This is a genomic window from Sulfurovum sp. UBA12169, assembly GCA_002742845.1.
Classification (GTDB): Bacteria; Campylobacterota; Campylobacteria; order Campylobacterales; family Sulfurovaceae; genus Sulfurovum.
This window is the reverse complement of sequence record DLUH01000001.1, coordinates 326053-338656: the sequence shown is the minus strand read 5'-3', so window position 1 is coordinate 338656 and position 12604 is coordinate 326053. Positions and strand designations below refer to the sequence as shown.

Annotated in this window: 11 protein-coding genes; 8 read left to right on the top strand and 3 right to left on the bottom strand. The window is 41.2% G+C overall.

Annotated elements, in window-relative coordinates:
* Nucleotides 1-109 precede the first annotated feature (109 nt).
* Both CFH81_01750 and CFH81_01745 read left to right on the top strand, forming a co-directional pair.
* Nucleotides 110-1081, top strand: a complete 972-nt coding sequence (locus CFH81_01750) for a 6-phosphofructokinase (GenBank protein DAB41046.1) — start codon at nucleotides 110-112, stop codon at nucleotides 1079-1081.
* 66 nt (nucleotides 1082-1147) lie between these two features.
* A complete protein-coding gene (locus tag CFH81_01745; GenBank protein ID DAB41045.1) occupies nucleotides 1148-1831 on the top strand; it encodes a superoxide dismutase [Fe] in 684 nt (227 codons plus the stop codon).
* A 31-nt stretch (nucleotides 1832-1862) separates the two neighbouring features.
* Here CFH81_01745 and CFH81_01740 read toward each other — a convergent pair whose 3' ends face one another.
* The gene (locus CFH81_01740; GenBank protein DAB41044.1) at nucleotides 1863-3467 is read right to left on the bottom strand and encodes a Na/Pi-cotransporter II-like protein; all 1605 of its coding nucleotides are present in this window, start codon (nucleotides 3465-3467) and stop codon (nucleotides 1863-1865) included.
* 3 nt (nucleotides 3468-3470) lie between these two features.
* Nucleotides 3471-4085 carry a hypothetical protein gene (locus CFH81_01735; GenBank protein DAB41043.1) on the bottom strand — a complete coding sequence of 205 codons (615 nt, stop codon included), beginning with the start codon at nucleotides 4083-4085 and terminating at the stop codon, nucleotides 3471-3473.
* A 266-nt stretch (nucleotides 4086-4351) separates the two neighbouring features.
* Here CFH81_01735 and CFH81_01730 point away from each other — a divergent pair, with 266 nt between their 5' ends.
* From CFH81_01730 to CFH81_01720, 3 genes are all read left to right on the top strand, one after another.
* On the top strand, nucleotides 4352-6556 hold the full coding sequence (locus CFH81_01730; GenBank protein ID DAB41042.1) for a TonB-dependent receptor: 2205 nt from the start codon (nucleotides 4352-4354) through the stop codon (nucleotides 6554-6556).
* A 198-nt stretch (nucleotides 6557-6754) separates the two neighbouring features.
* The gene (locus CFH81_01725; GenBank protein ID DAB41041.1) at nucleotides 6755-7774 is read left to right on the top strand and encodes an aldo/keto reductase; all 1020 of its coding nucleotides are present in this window, start codon (nucleotides 6755-6757) and stop codon (nucleotides 7772-7774) included.
* Nucleotides 7775-7892: 118 nt separating this feature from the next.
* Nucleotides 7893-9290, top strand: a complete 1398-nt coding sequence (locus tag CFH81_01720; protein ID DAB41040.1) for an MBL fold metallo-hydrolase — start codon at nucleotides 7893-7895, stop codon at nucleotides 9288-9290.
* A gap of 72 nt (nucleotides 9291-9362) precedes the next feature.
* Here CFH81_01720 and CFH81_01715 read toward each other — a convergent pair whose 3' ends face one another.
* A complete protein-coding gene (locus CFH81_01715) occupies nucleotides 9363-9947 on the bottom strand; it encodes a hypothetical protein (protein ID DAB41039.1) in 585 nt (194 codons plus the stop codon).
* Between the two features lie 321 nt (nucleotides 9948-10268).
* On the opposite strand from CFH81_01715, the gene CFH81_01710 reads away from it, so the two are divergent.
* The 3 genes from CFH81_01710 to CFH81_01700 are packed head-to-tail and all read left to right on the top strand — an operon-like array spanning nucleotide 10269 to nucleotide 12603.
* On the top strand, nucleotides 10269-10877 hold the full coding sequence (locus CFH81_01710) for an iron-molybdenum cofactor-binding protein (GenBank protein ID DAB41038.1): 609 nt from the start codon (nucleotides 10269-10271) through the stop codon (nucleotides 10875-10877).
* Nucleotides 10877-11728, top strand: a complete 852-nt coding sequence (locus CFH81_01705; GenBank protein ID DAB41037.1) for an ATPase — start codon at nucleotides 10877-10879, stop codon at nucleotides 11726-11728. Before CFH81_01710 ends, CFH81_01705 begins: the two co-directional genes overlap by 1 nt.
* A complete protein-coding gene (locus tag CFH81_01700) occupies nucleotides 11725-12603 on the top strand; it encodes a (4Fe-4S)-binding protein (protein ID DAB41036.1) in 879 nt (292 codons plus the stop codon). Before CFH81_01705 ends, CFH81_01700 begins: the two co-directional genes overlap by 4 nt.
* Nucleotide 12604: the final 1 nt, after the last annotated feature.

The following is a 12604-nucleotide window of genomic DNA, read 5'->3' as shown; positions in this document are numbered from 1 at the left end:
CATTCTACCACGCAACGACTATGAGTTTCATGATATTGTTCATACGTATTTTATTGAAATCTTTCCTGAATAGTGGTAAAGTATACTATAAAAAAAGAAAGGGTAGTCTGTGAAAAATATTGCCATACTTTGCTCGGGCGGAGATGTGTCCGGAATGAATGCTGCATTAAAGCGTTTTGTTGAGTATAGTTTTGCAAAGGATTTTGTACCGTACTTTATCTACAACGGATTTGAAGGACTCATAGATAATGACATCCATCGTGTAGGATATCATGATGTTGCAGGCATCATCTCCAGAGGCGGTACCAAGATACGCTCTTCGAGATCTAAACGCTTCATGGAAGAGAGGTACCGTAAGCAGGCTATCGAAAATCTCAACATTCACCAAATAAGCTGCCTCATTGTTTTGGGCGGTGATGGCTCTTTTAAAGGGATGCAGAAATTAAGCCAGGAGAGTGAAAGGATCAGTTTTTGCGGTATCCCTGCTACTATAGACAACGATATTGCAGGTACGGAGTATTGTTTAGGTGTTGATACAGCGCTCAATGTGATCAAGGACGCCATAGATGCGATTCGCGATACAGCCTCTTCTTTTAACCGCGCATTTGTCATTGAGACCATGGGGCGTCATTGTGGCTATCTGGCTTTGGTATCAGCACTCACCAGCGGTGCGGAGATGTGTCTTATTCCTGAGATTCCCTATAAGCTTGAAGAGTATAAAAAGACTTTTCGCAGGCAAATTCAAGAGGGAAGGGGATATTTCATAGCCGTAGTATCTGAAGCCCTAGACAATGCGCAGCAAATTTCCAAATGGTTTGAAAATGAGATAGGCGTTGAATCCAGAGTCGCTGTGCTGGGGCATATACAACGCGGAGGCAATCCTACGGTATATGACCGTTTGATGGCTTTTGATTTTGTGACACATGCCATTGACGGATTTCTTGAGGGTGATGATTGTAGTGTTATCTGCTACAACAAGGGCGGTTTCAATGCTAAAAGAATTGAGGAAGTCGCTTTTAAAACGTATGAAATAAATCCGTTTTTGTTAAGGCTCGCAAGAGAATACGGCCATCAGAAATAAATCATCATAATTTATTTTTATTTAATCATACTAAGGGTACTATAAATAAAAATGCGGGAGGAAACGATGAAACATAGATTGCCACAATTGCCTTACAAGATGGATGCGTTGGCTCCTTATATTTCGGAGGAGACTTTACGGTACCATCACGGAAAACATCATGCCGGATACGTGAACAAACTTAACGCACTGATTGAAGGCACCGAATACGAAGAGATGTCGTTAGAGCAAATCATCCATCAGTCTGATGGTGCGATTTTTAACAATGCAGCTCAAACGTTTAATCACAATTTCTACTGGCATTCGCTAAGTCCGATGAAAACCGAACCCTCTGATCCGTTTCGCAGGGCTATAGAAGAGACATTCGGTTCGATGGATGCGTTTAAAGAAACGTTTGTGCAGGCCGCAACGGGACAGTTTGGTTCAGGATGGGCATGGCTGGTGCTTGATCAGCATGACAGACTGCTTATCGAGACCACGTCCAATGCGCATACGCCTATTGAACACCACAGGACACCGTTGTTCGTCTGTGATGTATGGGAGCATGCTTACTATATCGACTATCGAAATGAACGTCCAAAATATGTTGAGACGTTCTGGGATCTTATCAACTGGGACTATGCTTCCAAGATCTTTGAGGACAAAGAACATCTAAAAGCAACGACGATGCTGCCCATTTGCAATAATCCGGATGATCCGATGTGCGAATATTTTGATGAGTTGCTGCACCAAGATATGACAAGCAGCTAAAGCCATTCAAACAGCATAGTTTTAAAAGGGGTCAGTTTACCGTTTCCATGACGGTGCGCTCCAGATAGTAGGCGATGCGCCAAATATGAGTACTGACGCGGGAGATCCATTTGATGGCCTCTCGCTGTTGGTTTCCTTCGGGAATATCGATTTTGTCTTCGGCTATTTTGGTAGCTATGAATTCCCTAAAAGGCTCGATAGCATTATTGATTGTTTCGTTGCTTTCTTTGGCGTATTTGGTTGCCAGCGAGAAGTTTTTTGAAGTAATCGCTTCTATAATTTTTTCATTTTTTGCACAAAAACCGTTACGTTCTTCCTGTAAATTCATCGAAGAAGCGGCATAGTGGGCTCTTTTTGCATCTTCGTCACATCTTTCGTGAAGACGCTGCAAATGGTCAAGCAGATGCGCAAGAAAAACCATCCGCTGCCATTCGTGAACCTCTTTGGGCTGGATTTTGATCGAATCGACATACTCTTGTGTTTCATCCAAAGAGAGTTGAAGTGAGATCAAATCCGTTCTTTTGCCGCAGGCGAAATCCCCTAAAATAAAATTGATATGCTCAAGAAGCGCTACAAACTCTCTTTCGATTGAGATGCGTGCAACCTCCAATGCAAGAGAGGGTTCTTTAAGCAGTTGCTTATCCAGTCTTCTTGTAAACGGCGGTTCTTCGGATTTTATGATCTTTTCCATCAGGGCAGCAAACTGTTTGGCAAAAGGAAGAATAAGCAAAACCCCCAATGTGTTAAAGAAAGTATGGAACGCCACAAGCGCTATCTCGGCATGCGTCTCTAAAAAAGAAGGATTGATTGTTTCAAGAAAAAATACATAGGGAGCAATCAAACAAAGCGCCATGACCGCCGTAAGACAATTGTATATCACATGAGAGAGGCCTGTTTGGCGAACACTTGCAGAGCCCCCGATCGAAGCGAGTACAGCTGTGACCGTTGTCCCGACATCCATCCCGATAACAAGAGCTGCTGCTTGCTCGAAATTGATGGTGTGCAAATAAAGCGCTGTAAGCGTAGCAGCAACACCCGCACTGGAAGCTTGCGTGATAAGCGTTGCGGCAATACCAAGTAGGACGAGTTTTATGCTTCCTGCCCAAGAACCTGAAGATAAATGTTCGGGACTGATGATGCCTTCAAAATGGCCCATTCCTTCTTGCAGGGAAGCAATGCCTACAAAAATCAATCCAAATCCGGCTATGGCGTAGCCAAACGACGCAGCTTTGCCTTTAAAGAAAAGCTTGCCGATGACCCCTAAAAAAATAAGCGGCATTGCAATAGAAGAGAGGCTAAATTTCAATCCAAACAGCGCCACCAGCCAACCCGTTGCCGTAGATCCGATATTGGCTCCGAAAATAATGCCCAATGCCTGGGGAAAGCTCATCAAACCCGCCCCGACAAAACCGACCGCCATAACAGTGGTTGCGCTGGAGGATTGCAGCAGGATGGTGCTAATGGTGCCTGTTAAAGCGCCTGAGTAGGGGCTTTTGGTAAAACGCATGAGCGCATTTTTGATCATATCTCCGGCCAATGAGCGCAGCCCTTCTGTCATTATGACCATACCCAGCAAAAACAATCCTAAACCTCCAAATCCTTTAATGATGGCTGGGATGAGTATTTCGTAGGACATGGTTTATTTATTTTTGTTGTAGAGAGCTTTTTGGCAAAATAGATTTGCATAACTGCGATAAAACGCAATGTTGATCATTGCTCCCACAAAAGCGCACAGGGTGTCTTTTTGTGCATCCCACTCATCTCCTTGTGTTCCGAGGAAGGCTGTACCTAGCTCAGGATGCAAAATAGCTGCAGCCAGCCATTCAAGCATTTCGTATGCCGTTGAAATAGAAATGATGAGCGTTAAAGTAAAGAGTAATGCTGTTTTGACTGAAGAGATATGAGGCATAACCATCTCAAAAACAATACGAAACAGCAGCAGACCAAAAAGAAAATGCACTAAACGGTCAAAATGATTTCGCTCAAATCCAAGAAGCCGGGTGATCGCATCAAAATGTTCCATTTCTGCATAGGTATAATGTGATCCAAGAGAGTGTAAGCTCGCAAATATCAGAAGCATCACAAGTGCACCCATGCTAAATCGATGGCGGCTGTCCATCCATACAATGAAAGGAAATATAAGAAAAACCAATATATTTTCTACCAGCCAGTCTTCGGGATATTTGGGATTGATCGCCATGATGATCCAAACTAAAATGTAGATTCCGTAGATAATCTTATGTGATTTTGGCATGCTGAATTCTTTTTTCTTTGCATTATACTATTTGAAAATAAAGAATAAATATTCATGTTGTAAAAATAATATTAATCATAATGATTAATTAACAAAAAATTAACAAAGTTTATATAGACTATTTGACGCAAAAGAGGCTTGTTCGTATTCCTACGCCAATAGAAAAGATACGAACAAACACCCATTACATCGCAAAATGTAACATTTTTAGTATACCATAAAAAGATTACTTTTGTTCCTCTTTTGCGATAAAAAGGAGCGAGTATATGTATAACAAAAAGATCAGTGTTGTTGTTTCTAGTATGATTTTTGGTTTAATGGCCCTTCATGCAGAAACTTCGGATTTGGGAACGATTCAGGTTGAGTCTACAACCATAGATGACAAAATCGAATCAAAAAAAAATGAACCGTCATCCGTTGCTACGGTCAGCGGAGAAAAAGTAGAGGAGAGCAAGGCAGAAAATATTCAAAAAATCTTGCAGGCAATTCCCGGTGTTACCACAGAGATACAGAGCGGCGACTCTCTTAAGATACACATCAGAGGAGTGGAGAACCAGCGTTTTATGGGAGAAAAGCCCGGTGTTGCTATCGTGATTGACGGTGTACCCGTATTTGAAAGAACAGGCCGTGTGAATATCGATCTGGACAATATTGAAAGTATAAAAGTGATCAAGGGCGGAGCGAGTTATTTGTTTGGGGATGATGCACTCTCAGGTGCCGTGATCATCACAACCAAAAAAGGCGCACAAAATGCCGGGGGAAAATTTGAAATAGAATCGGGAAGCTACGGATACAATAAATATCTGGCAAAATACGGCGTTTCTAAAGATAACTATAATGCATACATCCAAGCAAGCAAGCGTGAAAAAGAGGGCTTTTATGAAGATTCTGAGTACAAAACAGACTATATCAACGGGAAGGTTCAATATTATTTAGATGACACCAGCGACATCACTGCAGGATTTGAATATTCGGACAGAGAAAAAAATTCTCACGGTACCGTAACGGGAGAAACCGAAGCTGAGATAAATCCTGAAAGTATATGGACTGTAGGCAACGACGGGGTGCGTGACTACTCGGCAATGTATGATGTGAAACTGTTAAAAATGTTTGCAACTTATGCCAAAAACTTCGATGAAAACAAAAACCTTCTTGTGAACGTCTACCAATACGGCGATGACACCAATTTTTATAGTGCATATGCCAACTATGACGGTGATCATAACCCGGTGACCGATCCCAGCTATAAACCAAACTACAATGAATACGAACAGATACAACGAGGGATCAAGAGTGAATTCAGAGACTCTTTTGACAAGTCTGCGTATATGGTCGGTGTAGATCTTCGGAAAAACGAATACGACAATAAAACTTCTTATGCCGTGGATTGGTCAACATACAATCGCAGAACCAAAACGTGGACGGATTATGAGGCGGGTACCGTAACGGGAGACAGCACCACCGATGAAAGCGTTTATGCGATTTACGGCGAATACAAATATGCCCTCACTCCCACATGGACGTTGACAACCAACCTTAGGTATGACAAAATTGAATTGGATTATCTTGACTATTTGAATACATTATCGCTTGATAAAAGTTTTAATCAGTACTCTTACCGTGCAGGACTCAACAAGCAGCTCAATGACCATACTACCTTTTATACCTCTTTCTCTACAGGATTTAGGGCTCCGTCCATAGAGCAGCTTTTTTATGGAGATATAGACCCGACAGGCGGAACTGACAGTAATCCCAATTTAAAACCTGAAGAATCCAAAGGTGTTGATATCGGCGTGAGAGGAACAAGTGCTGTTTGGGGTAAAAATTTCTCTTACGAAGCCGGTCTTTTCAGGATAGAAAGGGATGATTACATTATGTCTTCTTCAGGCCAATATGCTTCAGAAGATGAAATAAACAGCCAGTTTCAAAATATAGGCGGTATGCGCAGTCAAGGTTTAGAGCTGGCTTTGTATAGTGATATTTCTGAAACACTCTCTTGCAATGTGGCCTATACGTACACGGATGCGGTTTTTACAAAATATGATAATTTCAATCTGCTTTTGGGTAATCCTTGGGGTACTTACACGATTGAGCATTATGACCTTAAAGGCAATGAAGTGCCTCGAGTACCCAAACATCATTTGAATTTTGCCATGAACTATAAGTTCAACGAAAATGTTACCATCTCCCCTGAGATTGATGCGATCTCAACCTATTATGTTGATGAACTTAACTGGATTCAGATCCCAGGGCATGCCGTAGCAAATCTCAATATAGCGTATGACACAAAAATCAATGGGCTTGATACAAGCATTTATGCAAGAGTGGATAACTTTTTTGATAAAGAGTATTATAATACCGCAAGAGCATATCAAGACAGCGATGCTGATGGAGATTATGATAGAGAAGATATGTCTATCGTAGTCAATGAGGGTAGAATATTTACTTTTGGTGTGCAGGTTAAATTTTAAAACGATCAAACAATAGGAAAACCTTTCAAAGGTTTTCCGTCTTCTGCGTTTATCAATTTTCTATCATCGCAACGCACCACACCAATTCAACATTTCCATTTCGTTGAATAAGATTTCCTAAGCATACTATCGATACGCTATAATACAGTGATGCGGACATAATACAAAATCTTTATAGTGCCACAAAAAGGGAAGATTATGGAATATAGATATATAGGAAAAAGCGGCTTAAGAGTAAGCCCTATTTGCATGGGGACGATGACGTTTGGTACGCAATGCAAAAGTGAAAAAGAGGCTTTTAAAATCTTAGATAAAGCCTATGATGCAGGAGTCAATTTTTATGATACTGCCGAGCTCTACCCTGTGCCGCCAACAGCTCAAGATGCAGGTGTAACTGAAGAGATCGTGGGAAAATGGCTGAAGGGCAAATCAAGAGAAAGCATCATCCTTGCCTCTAAAGTTGCCGGTGCAGCAAATGGATGGTTTATCCCTCCGATACGTCACGGGCTTACGGCTATGGACAGTTTTCATATAGAGCGCGCCATAGAGGGGAGTTTGAAGAGATTGGGAACAGATTATATCGATCTTTATCAAATGCATTGGCCCGATACGGTGGTACCTATAGAAGAGAGTCTTAAAGCGTTTGACCGGCTTGTGCAAAGCGGAAAAGTGCGTTATATAGGCACATCGAATGATACAGCCTATGGTACGACAAAGGCATTGATGACCTCCGCGTTTAAAGGATATGCAGCCTTTGAGTCGATACAAAATAATTTTTCTTTGCTAAACAGACGTTTCTTGGATGAGCTGGCTGTTTTAGCGAAAAAAGAACAGATATCTCTTTTGCCGTATTCGCCGCTTGCAGGCGGAGTGTTGAGCGGTAAATACAATGAAGGCATACATGAAAAAGGGCGTTTTAGCGATTATATCAATTCGCCTCATCAAAGACAAAGAGTGATGGCTGCAAGATTTATGAACAATAAAACACTCAAATCTACCCAAAAGTATCTCAAAATAGCAAGTGATTTCGGGCTGCATCCTGTGACGATGGCGATCGCATGGCCTAAACAGTTTGATTTTGTGGCTTCAACGATTATCGGTGCGACCAATGCTGTGCAGCTTGATGCAAGTTTGGCAGCAATGGACGTCACTTTGAGTGATGATATACTCCAGGCATGTGATCAGGTACATCATGAGATTTTATACCCAATGGGATAAATGATCCGATGATGAGGCCAGCAAGAAATCTTTGAAATCGCATGAAATTCAAAAAACAAAGTCTACATTTATAGTTTAGTCAGTAGAATGATAACAACTTAAACAAAAAGGAGTGTGCATGGCAACAGTTACCTCATACGGAGCCGCAGAAGTAGTAACGGGTTCGTGTCATTTGCTAGCTATTGAAGGGGGGCCTCGCATACTCATTGATTGCGGTATGTTTCAAGGGCCGGAAGAAGAACGAAATTTTGGACCGTTTCATTTTGAGCCGTACGAAATAGACTATTTATTTTTGACACATGCGCATCTGGACCATACGGGCCGTGTTCCAAAATTATTAAAAGAAGGATTTAACGGGGTTATCTATGCTACCCAGGCTACACGGGATTTGTCTGAAATTATTTGGCTGGACAGCGCCAAGATCATGAAGGAAGATTATGAGACGAATTATAAAAAGGCGCAGCGGCGAGGTACCGAAGAAGAAGTCAGAGAGCCGCTCTATACCGAAGAGGATGTAGAGGAAACACTTGGTCTGACTTGGCGTTATCCTGAGTACAATCAGTCTTTTGAGCCCGCAAAGGGTCTTAGGGTAACTTATCGCGATGCCGGCCATATTTTAGGATCTGCTTTTATTGAAATTACTTATTTGGAACGAGGGGTTGAACAAACGATTGTTTTTTCCGGCGATATAGGAAACGGGAATGATATGGTAATGCCGGATCTTGCCACATGTGCTCATGCCAATTATTTGTATGTCGAGTCGACTTACGGCGACCGCAATCATCAAAGCACTGAAGCAACCATTGCAGAATTTAAACGTATTGTTATTGATACATTAAATGATTGGGGTAATGTGCTGATCCCTTCTTTTGCTGTTGAGCGGACACAGGAGATTTTGTGTATTCTTAAAGAGATGCACGACAGAAAAGAATTGCCGCAATGCAAGGTATTTTTAGATAGTCCTATGGCTACGCGTGCTACACAGGTGTACAACAACTACTCGAATATGCTCAATGACAAATGCCAAGATATTAAAAAGCGTGACGGCACAATTTTCGATTTTGAGGCGCTTACCTATACTCCGGATGTGGAAGCGTCTAAAGCAATCAATGAAGTTGATCGCCGTGCGATCATTATTGCAGGCAGCGGAATGTGTACGGGAGGGAGGATCCTTCACCATTTTAAAAATCGCCTTTGGAATCGAAAAAATGCTGTAATTTTTGTAGGCTACCAGGTGGAAGGCACTTTGGGGCGACATATGGTAGATGGGGCACGCTGGGTTAGAATCTATCGTGAAGATATTCTTGTAAGGGCAAGTGTGCACACTATCAACGGTTTTTCTGCGCATGCGGATCAGTCTGCAATTGTCAAATGGATATCGCAAATGGAAGATCTTCGCCGCATCTTCTTAATCCATGGCGAAGAAAATAAACAAGTTATATTGCGCAGTGTGCTTGAGAATACGTTTGATCAAAAAGTGCATATCGTAGAACCGGAAGAGGTGATATACCTTTAGCATATGAAAACAAAAAAGTACAAATGCGATGTTTTGCATTTGTACAAACTGTTGAGCAATCAAAAATAGTGGTTAGTTTGGAAGGCTTTCTTGCAGTCTTTTGAGTGTGTCAGAGGCAACATCTCTTTTTCGGGTAAACCCGCATCCGCAAGCTACGACATTTTGGTTTTCAAGCGCACTCATCTCTTTATGTTTGCCCCAAAGTCCGATTCCTTTTTCTTTTGCATAATTTTGGGCAATCAGCATTCTGTTTCTAAACCCGCTTGGAAGCGACGGGTCTTCGGGGTTAGTCAAGGCAAAACCGTCTCTAATTATCTTGTAGTTGAGCTCATGGTTATCTATCCATACATATTGAATGCCAAACTTGTCTTTTGAAACCGTAATGTATTGAAGAGTAGACCCTTTTGGAAGCATTTTTTCTATATAAGAAAGCGCCTCTTTTTTTAATGCTTCTCTTTCATTTGGGTTGACCGTGATGTTGTTTTCCTTAGTGTTATTCGCTTTGGAAAAAAGCTCTATGCCGCTTAGGTGTAACTTTTTTTCGGCGCCGTTTTCCTCTACTTTTAGTGTGTTTTCTGAAATAATCTCAACTACTTTTGCTGATTGGGCCAAGGTTAAAGAGATCGATAAAGCCATGAGTAAAACCGTCTTTTTCATTTGTACTCCTTTATAAGATTTAAAAAATAATAACAAACAAATGTTAATTTTGTGTTATTTGAATAAAAATAAAAAATATTTTTCTTGACAAACGAACATATGTGCACTATAATTAAAAAAAGATTTGCACATATGTCCAAAAATTATAGCAGACGGCGCATTAATTTGATAAAAACAAAAATGTTTAAGTATGCAAGTTTTTTAAGAAAAAAAAGCGGTTTGGTTGGTGTTTTTAGTATGGTATCTGCAAAAGAGATGAGCGCAGTATGTAAACCGCCTTCCGGGGAAAGATCAAAAAATAAGATATAAAAAGGAATTATAATGAGAGTAGCATTTCCAACAAACAATGAAGAAACCATAGCAAAACATATCGGTCTTTGCAAAAAAATCGTTATTTATGTAGATGGAGAAAAGATTGAGGTAATCGAAAATCCGATTTTAAAAATGGTAAAAGAAGAAAATTTGCCAATTGCAAAAGAAGGTGAAAGACATTTTGGTACAGGCAGAATGTTGTCGAAATTTTTATCAGAAAAAGGTGTTGATATGTTTGCTGCGATAGAGTTTTACTCACGGGGCTTAAAACAAAATCTTGAACAATTGGCAATTACGCCTTATGAAACGCAGGAAAAAGATATCGAAACAGTCTTGCATATGCTCGGCGAAAAAGGTATGTTTGCAAATAATAATAAAAATAATGAAAAAGGTGAAGAAATGTATGCAAAAAAAGGATTAGGTGCCATGCAGGGAAGAGGCGTGGGAAGAGGTCGCGGTATGGGGCTTGGCAGAAATGAAAGAAGAGGTGAAGATATAAATACCGATTATCCAAGAGATAAAGAGACCTGCATAAAAAGAGGACTGGGAGCCATGCAGGGAAGAGGCACAAGAAGAGGCCACGGTATGGGACGCGGCAGGGGTGCCGGAAGTCTATAATGAAGATAACCATAGCGAGCGGAAAAGGCGGAACCGGTAAAACGACTATCTCAACCAATCTTTCTTCCTATCTGGCAAAAAGCACTAATGTTGTGCTTGCGGATTTAGATGTTGAAGAGCCAAACTCCAAACTCTTTATAGAAGGAGATTTGGTTTTTGAAAAAGCGTGCAACAAGATGGTACCCCAATGGATAAAAGAGGAATGTACGTTATGCGAAAAATGTGAAGAGGTTTGCAGATTTGGCGCAGTCATAAAGGTAGGTGATGAAATTTTGGTCTTTCCGGAACTTTGCCATAGCTGCTATGCCTGTTCTGAATTGTGCCCGACCGATTCTCTGCCTATGATGCCTAAAAAAATCGGGAGCTTGAAACATTTTAAAGCTAATGATTTCGATTTTATCGAAGGGAGATTGGATATAGGAGAAGAGCAAGCCGTTCCGCTTATTAAGCGAGTCATAGAGTATGCGGACGAAAATTTTCCGCAGGATACTCTCAAGCTGTTTGATGCTCCTCCGGGAACCTCTTGCCCTGTCATTGAGGCGAGCCGCGGAAGCGATTTTGTTATATTGGTAACCGAATCGACTCCTTTTGGACTCAATGATCTCAAGCTTGCAGTAGAAACAATGAGAGTTTTAGGTCAAAGGTTTGGTGTAGTAATCAACCGCTACGGTATCGGAGACAATGGAGTAGAAGAGTATTGCAGCGCCGAGGGTATCTCTATCATTGCCAAAATTCCAAACGACAGAAGAATTGCCGAGCTTTACTCTAAAGGCGAGTTGATTTATCCAAAAATTCAAGAGTTTGAAACCGCATTGAAACAGATAGCACAGTTTGTCGGAGGCATAAGATGAAAGAGATCGTCATTATCTCCGGCAAAGGCGGAACAGGCAAAACCTCTTTTGCCGCCTCTTTCGCCTATCTTGAAAAAGAGAATGCCGTGATTGCCGATTGTGATGTGGATGCTGCCAATATGCATCTGCTTTTAGATGCTGATTTTGGATATCGGGAAGATTTTTGCAGCGGAGAGACAGCCGTCATAGACGAAACGTTTTGTATCAATTGCGGAAAGTGCAAAGAGGTGTGCCGATTTGATGCGATCGATGTAGTAGATGATCAGCATCATGTCAATCCCCTTTCATGTGAGGGGTGCTGGTATTGTTTTAGGATTTGTCCCACAGAGGCAATAGCGATGGAGACCCAAAAAGTCGGAGATTTTTATCTTTCGAAGATAAAAGCAGGAAGTGAAATGGTGCATGCAAAACTTGGTTTTGCAGCAGAGAACTCCGGAAAACTCGTAGCAAAAGTAAAAAATGAAGCCAAGAAAATAACCCTGGCGAACCAAAAAGAGTTTCTGATCGTTGATGGAAGCCCGGGGGTGGGTTGTCCTGTCATATCTTCTTTGAGCGGTGCAGATTTGGTATTGTTGGTCACCGAAGCAACTGTTTCGGGACTTCATGATCTTAAAAGAGTCTATAAGCTGGTAAAAAGCTTCAATTTGAAAGCAGCATGTATTATCAATAAGTATGATTTAAATAGCGAAGTAACAAAGCAGATAGAATCTTTTTTGGAGGAAGAAACTATACCGTTGGTATCAAAAATTTCTTATGACGAAACATTTAGTGCGGCTCTTTCTCAAGCAAAAACTATTGTAGAATATGACGATGGTGCTCTTAAAACACAAATTGAAAAGAGCTGGGAAAAGATAAAAAAAATAGTAAGGAGCTAAT

Coding starts and splice junctions, on each gene's coding strand:
- CFH81_01710 (DAB41038.1), top strand. CDS start 10,269: ATGAGAGTAGCATTTCCAACAAACAATGAAGAAACCATAGCAAAACAT.
- CFH81_01745 (DAB41045.1), top strand. CDS start 1,148: ATGAAACATAGATTGCCACAATTGCCTTACAAGATGGATGCGTTGGCT.
- CFH81_01735 (DAB41043.1), bottom strand. CDS start 4,085: ATGCCAAAATCACATAAGATTATCTACGGAATCTACATTTTAGTTTGG.
- CFH81_01740 (DAB41044.1), bottom strand. CDS start 3,467: ATGTCCTACGAAATACTCATCCCAGCCATCATTAAAGGATTTGGAGGT.
- CFH81_01700 (DAB41036.1), top strand. CDS start 11,725: ATGAAAGAGATCGTCATTATCTCCGGCAAAGGCGGAACAGGCAAAACC.
- CFH81_01705 (DAB41037.1), top strand. CDS start 10,877: ATGAAGATAACCATAGCGAGCGGAAAAGGCGGAACCGGTAAAACGACT.
- CFH81_01730 (DAB41042.1), top strand. CDS start 4,352: ATGTATAACAAAAAGATCAGTGTTGTTGTTTCTAGTATGATTTTTGGT.
- CFH81_01715 (DAB41039.1), bottom strand. CDS start 9,947: ATGAAAAAGACGGTTTTACTCATGGCTTTATCGATCTCTTTAACCTTG.
- CFH81_01720 (DAB41040.1), top strand. CDS start 7,893: ATGGCAACAGTTACCTCATACGGAGCCGCAGAAGTAGTAACGGGTTCG.
- CFH81_01725 (DAB41041.1), top strand. CDS start 6,755: ATGGAATATAGATATATAGGAAAAAGCGGCTTAAGAGTAAGCCCTATT.